Origin of the sequence: Rhodophyticola sp. CCM32 (assembly GCF_004751985.1) — a bacterium.
Lineage (GTDB): Bacteria > Pseudomonadota > Alphaproteobacteria > Rhodobacterales > Rhodobacteraceae > Rhodophyticola.
Window position 1 is genome coordinate 2,621,448 of the sequence record NZ_CP038492.1, and the last position, 18,970, is coordinate 2,640,417.

16 protein-coding genes are annotated in these 18,970 nt (G+C 62.9%); 6 read left to right on the plus strand and 10 right to left on the minus strand.

The window, feature by feature from the left end:
* Nucleotides 1-2: 2 nt before the first annotated feature.
* A complete protein-coding gene (locus E2K80_RS12730; RefSeq protein ID WP_238475723.1) occupies nt 3-815 on the minus strand; it encodes a heme/hemin ABC transporter substrate-binding protein in 813 nt (270 codons plus the stop codon).
* A gap of 83 nt (nt 816-898) precedes the next feature.
* Nucleotides 899-1,960, minus strand: a complete 1,062-nt coding sequence (locus E2K80_RS12735) for a hemin-degrading factor (protein ID WP_135375342.1) — start codon at nt 1,958-1,960, stop codon at nt 899-901.
* 233 nt (nt 1,961-2,193) lie between these two features.
* Between E2K80_RS12735 and E2K80_RS12740 the strand changes: the two genes are divergently transcribed.
* From E2K80_RS12740 to E2K80_RS12765, 6 genes are read left to right on the plus strand one after another with little or no spacing between them, the layout of a single operon-like run.
* Nucleotides 2,194-4,227, plus strand: a complete 2,034-nt coding sequence (locus tag E2K80_RS12740; protein ID WP_238475534.1) for a TonB-dependent receptor domain-containing protein — start codon at nt 2,194-2,196, stop codon at nt 4,225-4,227.
* Between the two features lie 11 nt (nt 4,228-4,238).
* Complete coding sequence (locus E2K80_RS12745; RefSeq protein WP_238475535.1) at nt 4,239-4,679, plus strand: hypothetical protein; 441 nt, start codon at nt 4,239-4,241, stop codon at nt 4,677-4,679.
* Nucleotides 4,679-5,368: a MotA/TolQ/ExbB proton channel family protein gene (locus E2K80_RS12750; protein WP_135375343.1), complete on the plus strand. Its 690-nt coding sequence runs from the start codon at nt 4,679-4,681 to the stop codon at nt 5,366-5,368. Before E2K80_RS12745 ends, E2K80_RS12750 begins: the two co-directional genes overlap by 1 nt.
* 1 nt (nt 5,369) lies before the next feature.
* Entirely contained in the window at nt 5,370-5,738 is a 369-nt protein-coding gene (locus E2K80_RS12755) for an ExbD/TolR family protein (protein ID WP_338014545.1), read from the plus strand.
* Nucleotides 5,739-5,747: 9 nt separating this feature from the next.
* On the plus strand, nt 5,748-6,122 hold the full coding sequence (locus tag E2K80_RS12760) for an ExbD/TolR family protein (RefSeq protein WP_135375345.1): 375 nt from the start codon (nt 5,748-5,750) through the stop codon (nt 6,120-6,122).
* Entirely contained in the window at nt 6,119-7,147 is a 1,029-nt protein-coding gene (locus tag E2K80_RS12765; protein ID WP_135375346.1) for an energy transducer TonB family protein, read from the plus strand. The genes E2K80_RS12760 and E2K80_RS12765 overlap by 4 nt, the downstream gene beginning before the upstream one ends.
* Before the next feature lie 37 nt (nt 7,148-7,184).
* On the opposite strand, the gene E2K80_RS12770 is transcribed toward E2K80_RS12765, so the two are convergent.
* The 8 genes from E2K80_RS12770 to E2K80_RS12805 all read right to left on the minus strand — a co-directional run bounded on the left by E2K80_RS12770 (nt 7,185) and on the right by E2K80_RS12805 (nt 18,954).
* Nucleotides 7,185-8,267 (minus strand): DUF1513 domain-containing protein, encoded by a 1,083-nt coding sequence (locus E2K80_RS12770; protein WP_135375347.1) that lies wholly within the window; start codon nt 8,265-8,267, stop codon nt 7,185-7,187.
* On the minus strand, nt 8,267-9,280 hold the full coding sequence (locus E2K80_RS12775) for an imelysin family protein (RefSeq protein ID WP_135375348.1): 1,014 nt from the start codon (nt 9,278-9,280) through the stop codon (nt 8,267-8,269). Before E2K80_RS12775 ends, E2K80_RS12770 begins: the two co-directional genes overlap by 1 nt.
* Nucleotides 9,280-10,830: a di-heme oxidoreductase family protein gene (locus E2K80_RS12780; protein ID WP_135375349.1), complete on the minus strand. Its 1,551-nt coding sequence runs from the start codon at nt 10,828-10,830 to the stop codon at nt 9,280-9,282. The genes E2K80_RS12775 and E2K80_RS12780 overlap by 1 nt, the downstream gene beginning before the upstream one ends.
* 56 nt (nt 10,831-10,886) lie before the next feature.
* On the minus strand, nt 10,887-12,152 hold the full coding sequence (locus E2K80_RS12785) for an imelysin family protein (RefSeq protein ID WP_135375350.1): 1,266 nt from the start codon (nt 12,150-12,152) through the stop codon (nt 10,887-10,889).
* A 710-nt stretch (nt 12,153-12,862) separates the two neighbouring features.
* Complete coding sequence (locus E2K80_RS12790; RefSeq protein ID WP_135375351.1) at nt 12,863-13,810, minus strand: 1-phosphofructokinase family hexose kinase; 948 nt, start codon at nt 13,808-13,810, stop codon at nt 12,863-12,865.
* A 29-nt stretch (nt 13,811-13,839) separates the two neighbouring features.
* Nucleotides 13,840-15,057, minus strand: coding sequence for a winged helix-turn-helix domain-containing protein (locus E2K80_RS12795; protein ID WP_135375352.1), 1,218 nt, complete (start codon nt 15,055-15,057; stop codon nt 13,840-13,842).
* Nucleotides 15,058-15,111: 54 nt separating this feature from the next.
* Nucleotides 15,112-17,025 carry an acyl-CoA synthetase gene (locus E2K80_RS12800; protein ID WP_135375353.1) on the minus strand — a complete coding sequence of 638 codons (1,914 nt, stop codon included), beginning with the start codon at nt 17,023-17,025 and terminating at the stop codon, nt 15,112-15,114.
* Between the two features lie 126 nt (nt 17,026-17,151).
* The gene (locus E2K80_RS12805) at nt 17,152-18,954 is read right to left on the minus strand and encodes an ABC transporter transmembrane domain-containing protein (protein ID WP_135375354.1); all 1,803 of its coding nucleotides are present in this window, start codon (nt 18,952-18,954) and stop codon (nt 17,152-17,154) included.
* Between the last annotated feature and the right edge of the window lie 16 nt (nt 18,955-18,970).

Sequence of the window (18,970 nt, forward strand, 5' to 3'; positions counted from 1 at the left end):
GTCTACCCCCGGGCTTCGTCAAAGGCCGCGCTTAACGCGCGCACGGCCTCTGGCGTCCGGGGGCCGAAACCAAGCATCAGCAACCCATCCATCCGCACCACCGACCCGGTTTGTGCCGCCGGTGTGGTCGACAGGGCCGGATGGCTGAACAGCTCTGCATCGGCTGCGGAATGATCCCCCTGACGATCCATCATCAGGATCACATCGGGGGCCAGGGCGGTCACCGCCTCATCGGTCAGGGGTTTGTAGCCGTCAAATTCCGTGACCGCATTTTCCCCACCGGCAAGTGCGATGATCCCCGCAGCCCCGGTATCGGTGCCCGAGGCCAGAATACGCCCGCCCTGCATCGACAGGATGAACAGCACACGCGGCGGCGTGCCCCCGGTCGCGGCGGCGGCCTCGGCTTCGGCCAGGTCCGCATCGACCTCGGCGGCAAGGTCCTCACCGGCCGCGTCCACGCCAAGGGCGGCGGCAACCGCGCGAATTTTCTCTCCGATCGAGGCCCGGTCATAGCCATCGGGCACCATCACGAAATTGATCGCGGCCTCTTCCAGCACCTCGATGGTTTCAGGCGGGCCACTGCCGGCCTCGGCAATCACCAGATCGGGATTGACCGACAATACCCCCTCGGGCGACAGCGCCCGCATATAACCGACATCGGGCAAAGCCTCGGCCTCCGGCGGGAAGCTGGAGGTCGTGTCACGGGCAACCAGACGGTCCTGCTGACCCAGGGCATAGATGATCTCGGTCACGGAGCCGCCGATGGCAAGCACCCGATCATCATCTTGCGCCTGCACCGAGGTGCCCGATATCATCACGGCAAGGATTGCAATGGCGGCGCCGAACTCTTTAGCGAAAGCCGCAAACCGGGCGGGGCGCGACTGGCAGTTCCGCCCCCTCATGACGCCACCCCGGCCAGGGTTTCGGCGCGGGGCAAATCCTCTGCCATCCGGGCAAAGGCAGCCGCATGATCCGGCCCCTTTTCCTTGCGCAGCCCGAACATCTGCAGGATCAGACGCCCCATATCATCAAAAGCCTCGATCGACAGCGCAGGCCCGCGTTTGGTGGGTTTTTCCACCAGCCAGACCTCGGCCACATGATCGCGCCGCAGATGCAGGTTGAAACCCGGGTCCATCACATTCTGCCACGGGCCCATGGGTTTAAGCCGGTCAACCGGGCCGCTGTGGATCTGGATACAGCCTTTGTTGCCGACAAAGATCATCACCCCTGTGCCCGTTTGCGAAAGCGTCTCCAACGCGGTGTTCAATGCCGCGGGCTGAAGCAGACGGGCCATAGAGCCACCGGCGATACGATAGGCACCCAACCGGTTCATCTTCAGCTTGGAGACAAGCCGCATGAACTGATGCGTGTCGGTCATCCGCGCCCATTCGCGGCGCAGGGCCTCGGCCTTGTCCGGGTCTGCTTTGGGCTGTTCCGGGGCGGCCCGCACAGCCAGATCCAGCGGCTGCGGATCAGCGCATGCCAGATCACCGGTCAGCCGCGCCCAGCCATCCATGTCGGACCCGTCGCGCAGGATCACCTTATGCACCGCATCGCCTGCGGCATCGAACACCTGAAGGGAGCGGCGAAGCTGCCCGCCCACCTCTTTTTCCACTGCGAAAGCATGCTGCCAGTGGTTGGGAAAAATCCGCAGATCAATCTCTGCTGTGAGTATCATCGCCGCATGGGCTCCGGGATGAAAGTTGTCATAGACACCGATCTTTTCATGGACCGCACTTTCATTCCGGGTCAGGGCCATCACCTCACCCAGACCGCAGATCATCGGCATCAACCGCTCTGGCGCGGCCTCGATCCGGGTGGCAGGGTTGCTTAGATCGGCGGCGACAAGGGCCGCCTCGGCAATGCCGAGCTGATCGGCCAGATCCCGGGGCCGGGCTTTCGGATTTGCCGCAATTGCGGCGCGAATATCGTCCTCGGACGGAATGTTCTCTGCGGCCATGATCCACGTGCCTTTTAGTTAATATTTTGATGGTCTTGAGGGGTCTGGCTGGCCAAGGCACAAGCTGGATCTCGGTTGGAGATGATATTTGCATCTCATATACTTGACTGTTTTAGTCAACCGCTATAGCCAACACAAGAGCGGCTGATAGATTGATGTGCTTCCACACCAAACCCGGCCTTGCAAGCGTCTCCGCCAGCATAATTCTCACATAATACCGATGCGGAGGCTTTATGCCCATTTCTATGAATTACACACGTCTGTTTGCCAGTACGGCACTTGTTGCAACACTGTCCCTTCTGGCCCAGCAGGGGCAGGCCCAGGACGCCACAGCCACGCCGCTTGGGCGGATCATTCTGGGTTGGGGCACCGATCAGGTTGCAATTGGTACACCTCAGGCGGTTACCGTGCTGAACGAAGACGATATCGACCAGCAACAGGCCACCACATTAGGCGAATTGTTCGATCAGGTTCCCGGTGTGCAATCCATCGGCTCGGATCGGGTGGGCGGTTTGTCGTTCAACATCCGCGGGATCGGGGAGCTTGGCTCTGCCGATGAAAGCCGTATCATCGTGCAGGTTGATGGGGCCACAAAATTCTACGAACAATATCGCATGGGGTCGTTCTTTTCAGATCCGGAACTGTATCGCCGGGTCGAGATTCTGCGCGGGCCGGCCTCGTCCACGCTGTATGGTGCTGGGGCGCTTGGCGGTGTGGTCACCTTTGAAACCCGCAACCCATCGGATTTTCTGGACGGGGATGAAACCCAGACCCTGCGGTTCCGCACCAGTTATGACAGCAATGGCGACGGCTTCATGGGGTCGGTCATTTATGCGACACAGCCGCGCGAGGATCTCGAATTCCTTGCCGCGCTGAATTACCGGCAGGCGGGCAATTACGAAGATGGGGACGGCACCGAGATATCGGGCTCGGAATTCAATTCGATATCGGGCCTTTTGAAAGCCACCTATCATTTCGGCGATGACATGTCCCAGGTGCTGACAGCTTCTTATCAGATCTGGGACAGCGACCTGGATGATACCGCCTATTCGCAGACCGGCACTTTGCCCTTTGGCACGGTAGACCGTCACATTCGTGACCAGACCCTGTCCTTGCGCTGGCAGAACCCGGCGCCCGCCAATCCCTGGCTCGATCTGGATGTGGTGCTCAGCTATTCCGACACTGCAGTGGAGCAGGGCGACTCCAGTGTGCCCTCCCCTTCTCCGCTTTTCGCCGACAGCGACTATAGCTATGAAACGCTTAGCCTGAAGGTGCAGAACACAATGACCATGGCCGGGGCGGGCTGGGAAAACTTTCTGACCTATGGCATCCAGTTGTCGCGGCAGGACCGCGTTGCCGGCACCACCGCAGGGCCATTGGGCTTCCATCCCGAGGGTGTCGACAGCCGGGTCGGATTGTTTGCACAAAGCGAACTGGTCTTTGACAATGGCCTGACCCTGGTGCCCGGCATCCGGCTTGATTTCGTCAATCTGGAACCAGCGGCCGGCATTGCGGGCACGACAACCACCACGGAAACAGCATTTTCGCCCAAACTGGCGGTGTATTACGAGATCAATGACAATTGGTCGGTTTTCGGCTCTATCGCACAAACGCAGCGGGTGCCGACACTGGACGAGTTGTTCTCCCTGGATTCAAATGAACCCTCCAGCCCGGATCTGGGCATGGAAACCTCTCGCAGTGCAGAACTGGGCTTCTCCTTCTCCAATGCGGGTGTCTTCAACACAAACGACGCGTTTGATCTGAAAGTCACCGCATTTTACAGCGAGCTTGAGGATCTGATCGAGCGGGATTCCACCGCAGGTACGCCATATTACCGCAACATCGCCTCTGCCGAGATTTACGGGATCGAGATCGAAGCCGCCTATGAGGCAGAACGGCTTTTCGGCCGGCTGGCCTATTCCGATGTGCGGGGAGAGGATACCGCAACGGGCCTGACCCTGACATCAATCCCGGCCCGCTCGCTTGGTTTGACCCTGGGGGGTCGTGCGCCGGATCTGGGCATTGAATATGGCTGGCGCGGATATTTCGTTGACGACATCAGCTATAGCGCAGGCAACAGCTTCGACTCCTATGCTGTTCATGACCTGTTCATGTCCTGGACCCCCCGTCGCGGCGCGTTTGAAGGGTTCGAAATTCGCGCCTCGGTCGAAAATGTGCTGGATGAAACCTATCAGAACAGCCTGGCGGGCGATAACGGGCGCGGCCGTACCTACCGCCTGACCCTGTCACGCCCAATTCAATGGTGACTATGAAGAAGATGATATCCTGCCTTCTGCGCAGACAGGCCGTGCTTGGTCTCGGCCTGTCTGCTGCATTGCTCCCGATGGCGGTTTTGGCACAGGAAGAGGCGCCGGGCCTGTCGGTGGAACTGAACGTCCTTGAACAGATCGCAGAGGTCTGCCGTCTGACCATGCTGGCCGAAAACCGGTTGGGTCACGATCTGGACAATCTGGTGCTTGAAACCGTGCTGATCACCAATGACGGGTTGGTGGACCGCCTGACCCTGTTCGATTTCCAGAGCTTGCCGCAGGGCCGCCCCCGGGTCAGGCAGTTTGACCTGCCCGCGCTGACCTGCGCGGATCTGGGTCAGGTGCTGATCAATGGCGTGCAAAACTGCACGGGTGACGGATTGGATGAAACGGCCTGCGAAGACGCGTTGCGATTGAGCAGCCGCTCAGATGTGGAGTTATCGGGATGATGATGGTGCATGACGCCCTGATCCGCGTGACCGATCTGCTGGCGCTTGGCGGGCCGGTCGTGGCGCTGTTGCTGGTCCTCTCGGTTCTGGCGCTGGCGATGATCCTGTTCAAGCTGGGGCAGCTTCAGCGGGCAGGCGTGGGGCGCCATCGCACCATTCACAATACCCTTGTGGCCTGGGATATGGGGCAAGCGGCACAGGCGCTCAGCACCGCGCATATGGCCCGCAATCATCTGGGCGGTTTTCTGATCGAGGCGCTTCCGCTGATCCAGACCGAGGGGACCGACAGAACCGCGCTGAAGGCCCGGCTGGAAGCCATGGCCGCGACCCGGCTTGATCGGTTGGAGGTCGGGTTTCGCCTGCTGGACAGCATCGCACAGATTGCCCCGCTGCTTGGGCTGTTCGGCACGGTTCTGGGCATGATTGACGCGTTTCAGGCCTTGCAGGAAGCCGGCAACGCGGTTGACCCCTCGCTTTTGGCCGGCGGGATCTGGGTGGCCTTGATGACCACGGCTGCCGGGCTGGCGGTGGCAATGCCGGTCTCCCTGATCCTGACCTGGTTCGAATCCCGCATCGCGGCGGAACGGGCCCTGGCCGATATGGTCCTGCAACAGCTGTTCTGCCCGGTGCCCCGCGTTGAACACCCTTCGAACCAGGTTTTGCCCGGCGCGCTTGCCCATGCCGGTTAGGATGGCCCAAAGGCGCAGGCGCAACCTGTCGATGACCTCGCTGATTGACGTCATCTTTCTGCTTTTGCTGTTCTTCATGCTGTCCTCCACCTTCACGCGTTTTGCCGAACTGCCCTTGCAGATGGCCAGCGGCGGCACCGTGTCCAACACAACCCCGCCGCACTTCCTGCGTCTTGAGGCCGACAGTCTCACATTGAACGGGCAAACCCTGAGCCTTGAGGCCCTGCCCGAGCGGATCGCCGCCCTTGAGCCCGGCGACGATGCCGTGCTGCTGGTCAGCACCACCGCGGATGTCACCGCGCAGCGGCTGGTCGATCTGCTGGCAATATTGCGCCCGGCGACCGGTCTGTCGGTGCGAATTCTGGAATAGGGCCTGCCCATGCCGCTCCGCCGCGTCACCACCAAACCCCAGAGAGAACCCACCATCGCGCTGATCAATATCGTCTTTCTGATGCTGATCTTTTTTCTGATCGCAGGCAATCTGGCCCCGCCGCTTGGGCCGGTGGATCTGATCGACACCGCCGATCTGGATGGCCGCGCGCCGCCTGATGCCGCCGTGATCCTGCCCGATGGGACGCTGCTGTACCGGGGGGTGGAAACCACGCCCGAAAGCTTTGCCGACACCGGCGACAACCTGCGCCTTGTGCCGGATCGTGCCCTGCCCGCCGGTCAGTTGTTGGCGATTGTATCCGCGTTGCAGGGGGCAGGCGCCGCCGGGGTCTGGATCGTCACCGAACGGGGCTTAAACAGATGACCCCGCGTCTGGCCTCTGCGGCGGGTCTTGCCATCGCCGGGTCGCTGGCCTTGCATCTGGCGGGGTTTGCAGGGTTTGGCAATGCGCCGCCCGTCCCGCAGACAGATGGCGGCGGCTCTGCCGAGATGGCGCTTCTGGGCAGCAGCTTTGCCGATATGGTTCAGGGCAGCGCCAGCATGCCAGACACACCGCCGGTGCAGATGCCGGTTGAGACCAGCACCGCAGAGCAGACCGAAACCGCCGATCCGACCAGCACCGCCCCCGTCCCGACCGATACGCCGACCGAGGCGGCAACCGTGGACAGTCTCGCCCTTTCCGCGCCACCGGATGATGATCCGGTTCTGCCCCTCGAAACCGCAGAGCGGACCCCTCCCGCCGCCGCGCCCACGCCTGCCCGGACCACGGATGCCACCGCAGCCCTCCAGACGACCAGCGCCCGCGTTGACACCACGGCTCCGGCACCACCTGCAGAGCAACATCCCCTGCCCCCGGTGTCTGACCTGTCTGCAACCCCGGCCCCTGCCCCTGCACGCATTGTGTCAACCGCCCCGCAGGCCCAACAGCCCGATGCCAGCACCCCGCGCCCGCAAGCGCGCCCGTCACCGGAACCGGAACCGGAACCACCCGCAATTGCCGCCTCGGCCCCGTCTGCGGCAGGAAATGCATCACGGAATACCCGCCGTGGCGACGTATCTGGCCGCGAAGCAGGCCAAAGCGCGGCGCAAGCACCCGCCCGGGAAGGGGCGTCCCAAGCTGGCTCGGCGGCGGCTGCGAATTATCCGGGGCTGGTGATGCGCCAGATTGCACAGACCCGCCGCAATCGGGTGAGCGCCCGGGGTGAGGCGCAGGTTTCCTTCACCATCTCGGGCAATGGCGGTTTGCAGTCGATCAGCATCACCCGGTCCTCCGGCAATGCCGAACTGGATCAAAGCGCGCTGGATCATGTCCGCCGCGCATCGCCGTTTCCGCCGCCGCCCGCAGGGGCCACGCGCAACTTCTCAATCCGGATCGAGGGCCGGGGGTGAAATCGGCACAGCCGCCGGTTCAAGCCGGACTGACCCGTTAAGACAGGCTGACCAGATGATTGTCCCACTGCAAGTCCGAGGTCAGTTTTCCGGTCACGGCCTGACCGGAGATCGCGGTGATCTCTCCGGTTCCGGCAGAGGCCAGAAACCCGGCGGAACGCGGCCCCAGCCCGCAGATATCCGCCGCCTCGACCGCCCCTGAAAATGCCCCTGTGGCACTGTCGAACCGATGCAGCACCCCGCCGCGCGGTGAGGTGATGGCCAGCCCCGCCCCATCGCCCGAAAACGCAATACTGCCCGCATAGCCATTCAGCCGCCGCTGATCCGGCTCCGGCGCGCTGAGCATCCGGGGCGCGGCCTCCCCCCGCCGGTGGAGGAGGACCAGAGGCGGATGGAACGTTTCCTCCCCTTCCCATTGCATCGCGGCGGCCACCAGACCATCGGGCCGGATCGCCAGATGGCGAATGGAGTTCAGGCGCAGATCGGACGGCAGGGTGATCTGCGCGATCTCGCCGCTTTCCGGGTCCAGATAGCTGAGATTGGCCTCCATGACCGGCAGGTTCAGCTTGGCGCGGCCACTGTCGGGATGGGTGGCAATACCGCCATTCGCGATCACCAGAATATCGGTGCCGGGCAGACGGCACAGCTCATGCGGGCCCACCCCGCCTGACGCCATTTCACCGATCCTTGTATAGGCATCCTCCGCATCCCAGATGCCGATCCGGCCATCCAGCGTTTCCAGATCGTTTTCGGTTGTGTAAAGGCGGCTGCCATCGGCGGAAAACGCGCCATGGCCATAGAAATGCCGGTCTGCGGGCGCTGTCAGCCGGGCGCTCTGCGCGCCGGTGGCGCAGTTGATCACATCGGCGAAAGTGCCCGGGCGGCGGGCAAAGGCCACCGCTTCGGGCCGGGTCGGATGGGCCGCCCCCGCATGGCCCCGCCCCGGAAGCGGCAGGGTGAACAGGATCTGCCCCTCCCCGTCCAGCCCGCACAGAACATAGGCCCCGTCGGGTGCCCGGGCCGCCGACAGATAGCCGGGGTTCCCGGCATCGGCCCAGCTGAGACGCGGCGTTGCGGCAGCCGCAAGAAGCCCCGCAAGGAAGGCCCGCCGGGATGGCATCAATCGCCATCCAGCGCATTGAACCCGGCGGCAATGCCAAGGGCCGGGCCAAGTTCGGCCCGCAGAAGACCATCCACATCGCGGATGCTTTGCTGCAATGCCTCAACCCGCAACCGCCCGGCGGGTGTGGCAACCCCGGCAAAACCCGGATCGTCCAGGGCATCGGCCCGGGCAATGGCCAGATCGAACACATGGGTGACCCTGCCCCGGGCCTCGGGCTCCGAGACCGACAGACGTGCGGCCAGATCAGCCTGGCTTTCAAGCGCAATCTGAACATGGCGCAGGGAACGGCCCGAGCGCCAGGCCTCGGCCCGGCGCGGGCGGGGTCGCTCAAACGTGCCCATCGGGCGGCCAAGACGCAGATCGGCGGTAAATTCCAGCCCCTCGACCAGGGCACCGAACAGCGCGCGAAGGGCCTCATCATAGGATTGATAGGTCTGGTTCCGGCCCGCGCCGCGCATCAGACCGGCATAGCGCCCCTGCCAGTCGCTCAGAATCGCGCGGGCGGTGGCATGGGTGTCGGCGCTGGCCGCCCGGATCAGGGCGCAGCGATAGGCGGCAGGTTCTGCGCTGCTGAGTTCAGGGTCATAAAGCAGGAATTCCAGCCCATAGAAGCCCCGCGCGGCGACCGAGATTGTGGCAAACCCCTCAGGCGTATCAATCACCGGGTCCTGATCGCGGATCAGATCGGCCAGCGCGCGGGGGGTGGCGCCCCGGGCGTCGGGCCAGAACCCAAGGGCAAAGCCCCGGTTTTCCGCCTCCATCGGGCCGAACCGCAGATGGCTGACCCGGACCCAGGCATCAAAAGCCGCGTTATAGGCGGCGCGCAGGGGTTCGGATGCCGGGGTGCAATCGGCGGTGGCGGCAGCGGCCAGGGCGCCGGTTTCCTCCACCAGCGCCTCGAAACCCGGCAGGATATGGCGATCAAGGATATCGTCGATCTCCTCGCTTTGGGATTGGGCCAGGGCCATCAGTGGCAGGAACAGGGCCAGACATATCGCAAGATATCGCATCACAGACTCTCCAGAAACCGGATCAGGGCGGCGCGGTCTTCAGGCGGCATCTCGACCACCTGATCCCGGGCCGATTGCGCTTCGCCGCCATGCCAAAGCACCGCTTCCAGCAGGTTGCGCGCGCGACCATCATGCAGGAAATAGGTGTGACCACTGACGGTTTCGGTCATCCCGATCCCCCAAAGCGGCGCTGTGCGCCATTCCCGCCCAGTGGCCCGCGCTTCGGGACGGTTATCGGCCAGCCCCTCGCCCATATCGTGCAGCAGCAAATCGGTATAGGGCCAGATCAGCTGAAAGCTTTGGGCGCTCTCCTCATCCTCCAGCCTGTGGGTCACGTAACTGGGCACATGGCAGGCCACGCAGCCGGTGGTGTAGAACACATCCTTGCCCCGCAGCACCTGCGGGGCATCCACATCGCGGCGCGCGGGCACGGCAAGATTGCGACTGTAGAAAGTCACCAGATCAAGGCCGGTCTGGTCAATCTCGAAGCCATTCTGCTCCGGGTCGCCCCCATCCAGCGCGGTGCGACACGCGGTTTCTGCTGCGGTGCATTCCCCCCAGCCATCCGGGTGCAGCGGATTGGAAATGCCAATATCGCCGGCAAAGGCGCCAGCAGATTGTTCAAGCACCGTGGGGGTCCCTGCCTTATGGCCAAACCGGCCCAGCATCGGCTGGCCATACTGCACAGACCAGACCACTTGCGGGCGGCCCGAAACACCGTCCCCATCCGTATCCTCCGGGTCGGCATGGGCCAGGATATCCTGCACCGGGATCGCCTCAAGCAATCCCAGGCCGATCATCTGCGGCGCCACACGCGGCGACAGCATGGCGTCCGGGTGCAGCGGGCCATAGCCAAGATCCTCCGCGCGATAGCTGGGCACCCGCAGGCTGGCCTGTTCACCCCCCGACAGATCGACGGTGGTTTCTTCATAGGTGATGCCAAGCGTGTATTCCGGCGCATGGCCCGGCAGGCTGAAATCCTGCAACTGGGTGCCGTAACTCGGCTCAGGCTCCGTCGCGATATAATCGGCAATCCCGTATGCCGGGTCGCCGCCGGGGATCGAGACCCTGAGAAACATCGACACCGGGCTGTCCTCGGGGCTTTCGGGCGGGTGGCCGCGCCCGTCCTTCAGATGGCAGCGCTGGCAGGATCGCGCATTATAGAGCGGCCCCAACCCGTCGCTGGCAATGGTAGACGCAGGCGGAGAGACCCAGATCCGCCGGAACAATCCGTTGCCCACCCGGAATTCAAGCTGAGCGTCAAAAGACAGATTGGCCGAAGGTTGCGAAAACGCATCCGCGTTCTGCCTTGCCCGCACGGTGGCTGCCCCGGCGCCATTGCCCTCGAAAGGTTGCGCCGCGCTGAAATCTTCAGGCCGCGCGGTGACCGCTGCAATCCGCGCGCGTTCCTCCTCGGTGCGCGGGACCACATTCAGATGCACATCCCGCAAATCCGCCCAGACCGGGCGGATCGCATTCTGGGCCGAGATCAGCGCAGGCACCGAGAACGCCAGCGCAATCGGCAGGCAGGCAAGCCAGAGTTTGTTCATGGACGCACCTATACCGGGCGGTATGGGGTCAGACCACACACCGCCCGGGGGCTGCGTCACTCGAACACAGCTGAGGGGTTATCGAGACTGTCAGAGCCTTCAAAGGCGATCTGGTCAAGGCCAAGTGCGGTCACAACCCGTTCGATGCTTTCTGTCTGGGCGATCAATCCGTTCACGCCCCCCATCACCAGCGCCTCGCCGGCCGCATTGCCGCGTTCCAGCATCTGATCATAGGCAAAGCCGGATTCACCGGCGGTCTTGATCCGGCCAAGGGCCATCATCGTGGCTGACAGGCGGGTCTGCATCTCGGTATCGAGGGCGGGGTCAACGGCCGCCACCATATCCGACAGGGACGGGCCGGTGATCACGCTGCCATCAATGCGGGTATATTCCCCAAGATAGGCATTCTGCACGCCCATCCCGTCATAATAATGGCTGTTATAGGTGTTGTCGGAAAAACAGTCATGTTCCTCCTCGGGGTCGTTCAGCATCAGGCCAAGGCGCATACGTTCGCCAGCCACCTCACCATAGCTGAGGCTGCCCATCCCGGTCAGCATCGCCGAAAGCCCGGCTTCCGGGTCGGCCATCAGGCCGGTCCGCGCATCGCCATCCGCATCCCATTGCGCAACCATCCAGTCCAGATCGCTGACCAGCAGATCGGCGGCAGCGGTCAGATATTCCGCCCGCCGGTCACAATTGCCGCCGGTGCAGGCATCGCCCGCGGCATAATCCGTCCAGGGCCGGTCCCCGGCACCGGGGCCGTTGCCGTTCAGATCCTGGCCCCAGAGCAGAAACTCGATGGCGTGATACCCGGTGGCGACATTGGCTTCGACCCCGTCGGCCTCCTGCAAAGTGTCCTGCAACAGCGCCGGCGTGATTTCACTGGCATCAATCTCTTCGCCGGACAGCGTAAAGCTGGCATTGGCCACTACGTTCAGAACCGCAAATTCATTCTCATCGCTTGGGCCGCCATAAGCCGCGCCATCCACATAGTCGATCAGGCCTTCATCCAGCGGCCAGGCATTCACCCGACCCTCCCAGTCATCGACGATGGCATTGCCGAACCGGTAAACTTCAGTCTGCTGATAGGGCACCCGGGCCGCAAGCCAGGCGGCGCGCGCGGCGGTCAGGTTCTCGGCCGAAGGCTCTGCCACCAGGGCAGCCACGGCCTCCTGCAAACGCTCGGCAGTGATCAGCGCATCGGTATATTCGGCATGGGCCATATCTGCATAATGGCCGACCACATCACTTGCGGTCTGGGCCTGGGCAGTGGCGGCAAGCCCCGCTACCAAAGCGGTACTGGTCAAAAGAAGTCGTGTCATGGGTGCCTGTCCTTCAGATTGTCGTCGTGATGAGATGTTTCGGAAACCGCAGATATGTTCGGGCGGGCCAATGCGTCCAGCATCGGTTCCAGTCCTGCCTCGCAGCAGCTGTCCCCCTGACATATGGCAGACCAGACAGCCTCCACCCGATCACAGGGGCAGGGCTCTGTGTCAGTATCGGGCCGGGATCGCGGTCTGCGGGGCCACATGGCAAATGCTCCGAGATGTAACGAAGAGGCATGGCGAAAGGCTCTGCCGCGAGTCGCGCGAAGAGTGACCAATTCTGTCAGACAAATCAATCCCGAGTTTTTTAGTCGGAAAAAGTGCAGCCAGCCGAGGGCAGCGCAGGATCAGGGACCTTGAAATATAGCATCGTCCATTTATGGCGTTTCAACATAAAGTCGAAACGCTTTAATCTGCGGCGCATATGCATTGCGTGGAGAGGGCAGCGCCCGAACCGAGGGGTGGGCGAGAAGCGCCCGCCCCTGGGGGTCGGTGCGGGCGCTGCCCGGCGGTGCCGCCGGGCAGGAGGGTTATATGGGGTGATGTAAATTTCAGGCCGAGGCTATAGCGTCTCATCAAACAGGGCGCAGGAATGTTGCCCTGCCCCTATAGCCTTTCAAGTTAACATTGAATCGCTTGTTCGCGGCCTCTCCCTTCGGTCGAACGCGAAAAGCGATGATCATGTCTCAATGAAAACTCGAAAGGCTTTAAACCACCCGCACATCAATCTCTGATCGCAAAGTCTCTGCATCTGCCCGGGAACACAGCTGGGTCGCCGGGGTCATCACCGCTGCCGCGGCGGCCGCAGTTCCAAAACGGATCGCGGCGCGAAACCCGTCCCCTTGGGCCAGTGTCATCGCCATTGCACCGACAAGACTGTCCCCCGCGCCCACGGCACTGACCGTTTTGATCAGCGGGGGCCGGCAGAAAAAACACTCCCTGGCCGAAATCCCAAGCGTGCCCTCTGCGCCAAGCGCCATCACCGCATATTCCGCCCTGCCCGCCGCGATCAGGCTGCGGCCGAATGCAGCCATCTCTCTGGGTGTGTTCAGGCTCTGCCCGGCCAGGTCATCGGCTTCGGCCCCGTCAACGCGCAGCAGGTGATAGGGCGCGGTCACATGTTCGACGGCCTGCACCAGGGCCGCGCCCGACGTATCCAGCACCATCACCGCCCCGATGGCCCGGGCGCGGATGTTGATTTCGATCAGCAGATCCGGATCCATACCCGGTGGCAGGCTGCCGGACACCACAAGCAGGCTCTGCGGGGTCAGACATGTGGCAAGCGTGGACCAAAGCGCATCAAGATCGCCCGCGCCCCAGCCCGGCCCCGGCATCACGAAGCGGTATTGCCCGCCACCTTCCCCATCGGTGACGGCAAAGGATTGCCGCGTCAGGCCCGAGGTCTTCAGGCGGATCACCTCGACCCCCTCACCTTCCAGCAGATCGCACAGATAGGTGCCGGTGACACCGCCCGAGGCCACAATTGCCCGGCTCTGGCCACCCAGATGCACAATCGCGCGCGAGACATTGACCCCGCCACCGCCGGGGTCCAGCCGCGCATCGCCACAGCGCAGTTTTGGCCCCGCCACCACCTGTGGCGTGATGGCCGAGACATCCAGCGCCGGGTTCAGAGTCAGGGTCAGAATATCACGCATCGCTTACTCCGCCCTGACCCATACCGACCCTAGGCCGTGTCTTCATAACTGCGCAACCAACCGGGCGCAAAGCGTATATCCGGGCAACCGGTCAGGCGCGTGACACGCTCCAGTTCCACCTCCAGCCGACGGATACGGCCCTTGCCCATTTTCACCTGCCGTTCCGGCCAGAACCCGGCGACATCCAGACCACCGCAACTGCGATCACATTTCATATCAATCCGGCCGATCATCCGGTCCCCCTCCATCACCGGAAAGACGTAATAGCCATATCGCCGTCTGGCCTCGGGCACAAAAATCTCGATCCGGTAGTGGAAATCGAACAGCCGTTCGGACCGGTTGCGATCCCGCAGGGCCGGGTCAAACGGGCTGAGAATGCGCAGGCGCGGGGCGACCGGGGGCAGATGCGCAAGGCTTTCCAGGGTTTCGGCCCACATCACCGCCCGGCGCAGACCGCCCTGGGCCAGGGCGATATCAACCTCGATCACCCGGTCCTGTCGCAGCGCGACGGCCACCCAGGCCTTCGCTTCCTCCGGGCGGACCAGCCCCCAGAACGCGGCCAGTTCGCCCGAGGTGGCAAAGCCCAGCCGGTCAAGCGCCGCCGCGCAGGCCCAGTCCACGGTCTCCGCCTCATCATACCGCATCTTGAGTATCTCGGGCGGGATCACCCGCTCGGTCAGGTCGTATATCTTGCGAAACCCCTCCCGCTTCGAGACCGAAAGCTGCCCCGACCGCCAGAGATATTCCAGCGCCGTTTTCGACGGGTGCCAATCCCACCAGCCGGTGGATTTCCCGGGCCGCTTGTCAGCCAGATCGCCACTGCCCACACCCCCGTGATCCGAGATATGGGCCAGCACCCGGTCGATCTCTGCATGGAAGCCGGACCCTTGCCAATCCTTCCATCGCTGCCGCAACCGCTGCTTGTCGCGGGCGAATTTCAGTTGCCAATGGGGAAACATTGCCATCGGCAGGATCGCGGCATCGTGGGTCCAATGTTCAAACGTTGCGCGCATACGGTCATTGATCCAGCGCAGACTGGCCGGTTTATAGGCCTGCCGCCGGGACCACAGGATCATGTCATGGGCGCGGGCAACCGTGTTGACACTGTCAACCTGCACAAAGCCCAGATCGGTGATCAGACCGGCCAGCCCCGCGCCCGTCGCCGGGCCGGATGGTGCGCTGGCCAACCCGTGGCGGTGCAGAAACATCCGCCGCGCGGTGGCACAGTCGATCAGCGGGCGGGTCATGTCAGCGACCCGTAAGGCTGCGGAAAACCCGGCAGATCATCACATCCCGCACCTTCAGTCGCCATCGGTGCCGGCGGTCACTCCGGCCCAGTCCCAGGGGCGGGTGAACTCCCCCAGAACCTGGGCCAGTTCCGCCTCATCCACCTGTCCGGTCCTCTCCAGATGGGCGACCAGACCGCGCTTTTTATCCTCCTGCACCTCACTCACCTGTGCGGCGATACCTGCCTCGGTCAGGGCCCCGTTATAGACCCGGGTGATGGCGCGTTTGCGCAGATCGGGTTTCAGAACCTTGCCGACGGCAGTTTTGGGAAGCTCATCCAGAATTTCCAGATATTTCGGTATCGCGGCCCGTTCATGGATATGGGTCTTGCAGTGATCCATCAGGGCGGCGGTGGTGATGTCCGCCCCGTCGACCAGTTCCACATAGGCGCAGGGCAGTTCGCCGGCAAAGGCATCGGGCTGACCGATGGCACCTGCGAAGGCCACGGCGGGGTGGCCCGCCAATGCCTCTTCAATCTCGGCCGGGTCGATATTATGGCCGCCGCGAATGATCAGATCCTTGGCCCGCCCGGTGATCCACAGATAGCCGTCTTCGTCGATCCGCCCCAGATCGCCGGTGCGCAGATAGGTATCATAGGCGAAAAGATCGATGTTCTTGTCGCTTGCGATATAGGTCGAGCCCTCGAACACACCCGGGTTGTCGATGCAGATCTCGCCCACCTCATCGGTGTCGCAGATGGTGATGCCATCAGCGCCATGTCTCAGAATCCGCACCTGCGTATGCGGGAACGGAATACCGATGGAGCCGATTTTCTTATCGCCATCCACCGGGTTGCAACTGACCAGGCAGGTGGCCTCTGTCAGGCCATAGCCTTCGATCAGCGTCACACCGGTGGCTTTCTCGAACCGCTTGAACAGTTCCACCGGCAGAGGCGATGATCCGGAAAATGCGGTTTTCACGGTGGAGATATCCGCGTTCACCGGGCGTTGCATCATCGCCGAAATCGCCGTGGGCACGGTGATGATGAAACTGATCTGCCAGCGTTCCACCAGTTTCCAGAAATTGTCGAAAACACCCGCGCCGCGATAGCCCTGCGGCGTGGGGAACACCACATGCGCCCCCGAGGTGACCGCCGCCATCAGAATCACATGGCAGGCAAAGACATGGAACAGCGGCAGCGGGCAGATGATGTTGTCCTGTTCGGTGAACAGCAATGTGTGCCCGATCCAGCCATTATAGATCATCCCGGAATATTTATGCTGCGCGACCTTGGGCATGCCGGTTGTTCCGCCGGTATGGAAATAGGCCCCGACCCGGTCTTTCGTGCTGTCGGCAAATTCCAGGTGATCGCTGCGCTGTCGGTCCAGCTCGGCATTGAAATCAAGCACCCGGGCCTTGTGTTGCACCTCGTATTTCGGGCGCAGGAACGGCACGATCAGCTTTTTCAGCCCGGTCATGTAATGCAGCAGATCGACCTCAAGCACGGTTTTCACACCCGGGGCCAGTTCCACCGCTTCCGACACTTTCTGCGCCACATCGGTTTTCGGGAAAGCCTTCAGCGTCACCACGACCCTGGCCCCGGTTTCCCGCAGGATCGAGCCGATCTGTTCGGCTTCAAGAAGCGGGTTGATCGGTGCCGCGATCCCCGCCACCGTCCCGCCAAGCAGGGTTACGGCGGTTTCATTACAATTCGGCAGCACATAGGCCACCGTGTCCTCTTCGCCGACACCCAGACTGCGGAACAGATTGGCGGCCTGGGTGACACGGGCGTGAAACCCGCCCCAGGTCAGGGTTTCCGCCGGGTCGCGGGGGCCTGACAGTATCTGAAACGAGATCGCGTTCAGCCCGCCAAACCGGTCTTTCGTCCGGCTGAGCAACTCATATACGGTCACCGCCGGCTGGCTTTCCGGCCAGGGCAGTTCCCGCTCAACGGTCTTGATGTCTTCGGCATTGGCGAAACGAACCATCTGCCACCCTCCCCATATTCATGATCGGCGCCCTGTTGATCTTATATGCGCCTTGTCAGGGAGCATGATTGGGCAGAACTGGTATCTGACGCAAGCGCAACTCTGCACGAGGTGGGAAATTGGCGGTTACTCAGCCGCCATGCCTGCGGTGAATTGCAGCCGCGCAAGCCGTGCATAAAGCCCGCCCTGGGCCACCAGCGCCTCATGGGTGCCCTCGGCCACGATCTTGCCGTCCTCGAACACCACAATACGGTCGGCCTGTTTCACGGTGGCCAAACGGTGGGCGACGATCAGGGTGGTGCGATCGGCGCTCATCGCTGCCACGGCCTCCTGCACCGCCCGCTCGCTTTCCGCATCAAGGGCGCTTGTCGCCTCGTCTAGCAGCAGGATCGGCGCATCCCGCAGGATCGCACGGGCAATCGCGATCCGCTGTTTCTGGCCGCCTGACAGCATGATGCCCCGTTCGCCCACATAGGTGTCATAGCCCTGGGGCAGTGCGCTGAGGAAATCATCGGCCGCAGCGGCGATGGCGGCGGCCTCGACCTCGGCATCACTGGCTTCCGGCCGACCGAAACGGATGTTTTCACGGGCCGAACTGGCAAAGATCACCGGGTCCTGGGGCACCAGCGCCATCGCAGAACGGAACCCGGCCCGGGTCATCTGCCGCAGATCGACACCATCCAGTGAGACACCGCCGCTTTCGGGATCATAGAACCGCAGCAGCAGTTGGAAAATCGTTGATTTGCCCGCGCCCGAGGGGCCGACCAGCGCCACGGTCTCCCCCGGCTGCACGGTCAGGCTGACACCATCCAGCGCGGCGGTTTCAGGCCGGGTGGGGTAATGAAAATGCACATCCTCGAAGACAATCGCGCCGCGCCCGCCCTGTGGCAGGGACAAAGCGGTCTCTGGATCGCCCACATTGTCAGTGGTTTGCAGCAGTTCGACCAACCGCTCCGTCGCGCCGGATGCCCGCTGCAACTCTCCCCAGATATCGGACAATGCGCCGACGGACCCGGCCACCATGATCGCATAGATCAGGAACTGGATCAGTTCGCCAATGCTCATCACCTCGGCCCGCACATCGCGCGCCCCGATCCACAGCACCCCGACAATACCTGCAAAGACCAGCGCAATCACGATCACAGTCATGATCGCCCGGGTTGCGATACGTTTCCTGGCACTGTCGAAACTGCGTTCGGTCACCATCTCGAACGTGGCCGCAGTGGGACGTTCATGGGTGAAGGCCTGCACCGTCTGGACCGACAGCAAAGCCTCGGACGCGTTGCCGGAGCTTTCCGCGATCCAATCCTGGTTTTCCTTGCTCAGCACCCGCAAACGCCGCCCAAGAACCACAATCGGGACGATGATCACCGGCACGATCAACAGAACCAGCCCCGCCAGTTTCGGCGAGGTGAATGTCATCAGGGCCAGACCGCCCAACAGGATCAGCAGGTTTCTGAGCGCCACCGAGACAGATGAGGAAATCACGCTGAGCAGCAGCGTGGTGTCCGTGGTGATCCGGCTGAGAATCTCGCCGGTCATCAGGCGTTCGTAGAAGGCCGGGCTCATCGCGATCATCCGGTCGAACACCGCCTTGCGGATATCGGCCACGACCCGTTCGCCCAGACGCGTGACCAGATAATACCGCAGCCCCGTGCCAATCGCCAAAAGCGCCGCAATGCCCAGGGCTGCCAGAAAATACTGATCCAGCAACGCCGCGCTTTCGGTTTCGAACCCGTCCACCACCCGGCGCACGGCCAGGGGAAGCGTCAGCGACACCATCGCTGTGAGGACAAGCGCCGCACCGGATGCGGCCACCATTCCGCGATACGGGAAAAGAAATGGCCCAAGCGCCCGCAAACTGCCGATCCGCCTGGATGTTTCGCGGTCTTCTGCAAATTGCGAGGGGCTGGTTTCTGGCCCGGCCATCGGGGCTCCGGTTTTG

Excerpts from the sequence above, each read along its gene's own strand:
- E2K80_RS12730 (WP_238475723.1), bottom strand. The coding sequence starts at position 815 with ATGATATCGGGCACCTCGGTGCAGGCGCAAGATGATGATCGGGTGCTT.
- E2K80_RS12735 (WP_135375342.1), bottom strand. The coding sequence starts at position 1,960 with ATGGCCGCAGAGAACATTCCGTCCGAGGACGATATTCGCGCCGCAATT.
- E2K80_RS12740 (WP_238475534.1), top strand. The coding sequence starts at position 2,194 with ATGCCCATTTCTATGAATTACACACGTCTGTTTGCCAGTACGGCACTT.
- E2K80_RS12745 (WP_238475535.1), top strand. The coding sequence starts at position 4,239 with ATGATATCCTGCCTTCTGCGCAGACAGGCCGTGCTTGGTCTCGGCCTG.
- E2K80_RS12750 (WP_135375343.1), top strand. The coding sequence starts at position 4,679 with ATGATGGTGCATGACGCCCTGATCCGCGTGACCGATCTGCTGGCGCTT.
- E2K80_RS12755 (WP_338014545.1), top strand. The coding sequence starts at position 5,370 with ATGGCCCAAAGGCGCAGGCGCAACCTGTCGATGACCTCGCTGATTGAC.
- E2K80_RS12760 (WP_135375345.1), top strand. The coding sequence starts at position 5,748 with ATGCCGCTCCGCCGCGTCACCACCAAACCCCAGAGAGAACCCACCATC.
- E2K80_RS12765 (WP_135375346.1), top strand. The coding sequence starts at position 6,119 with ATGACCCCGCGTCTGGCCTCTGCGGCGGGTCTTGCCATCGCCGGGTCG.
- E2K80_RS12770 (WP_135375347.1), bottom strand. The coding sequence starts at position 8,267 with ATGCCATCCCGGCGGGCCTTCCTTGCGGGGCTTCTTGCGGCTGCCGCA.
- E2K80_RS12775 (WP_135375348.1), bottom strand. The coding sequence starts at position 9,280 with ATGCGATATCTTGCGATATGTCTGGCCCTGTTCCTGCCACTGATGGCC.
- E2K80_RS12780 (WP_135375349.1), bottom strand. The coding sequence starts at position 10,830 with ATGAACAAACTCTGGCTTGCCTGCCTGCCGATTGCGCTGGCGTTCTCG.
- E2K80_RS12785 (WP_135375350.1), bottom strand. The coding sequence starts at position 12,152 with ATGACACGACTTCTTTTGACCAGTACCGCTTTGGTAGCGGGGCTTGCC.
- E2K80_RS12790 (WP_135375351.1), bottom strand. The coding sequence starts at position 13,810 with ATGCGTGATATTCTGACCCTGACTCTGAACCCGGCGCTGGATGTCTCG.
- E2K80_RS12795 (WP_135375352.1), bottom strand. The coding sequence starts at position 15,057 with ATGACCCGCCCGCTGATCGACTGTGCCACCGCGCGGCGGATGTTTCTG.
- E2K80_RS12800 (WP_135375353.1), bottom strand. The coding sequence starts at position 17,025 with ATGGTTCGTTTCGCCAATGCCGAAGACATCAAGACCGTTGAGCGGGAA.
- E2K80_RS12805 (WP_135375354.1), bottom strand. The coding sequence starts at position 18,954 with ATGGCCGGGCCAGAAACCAGCCCCTCGCAATTTGCAGAAGACCGCGAA.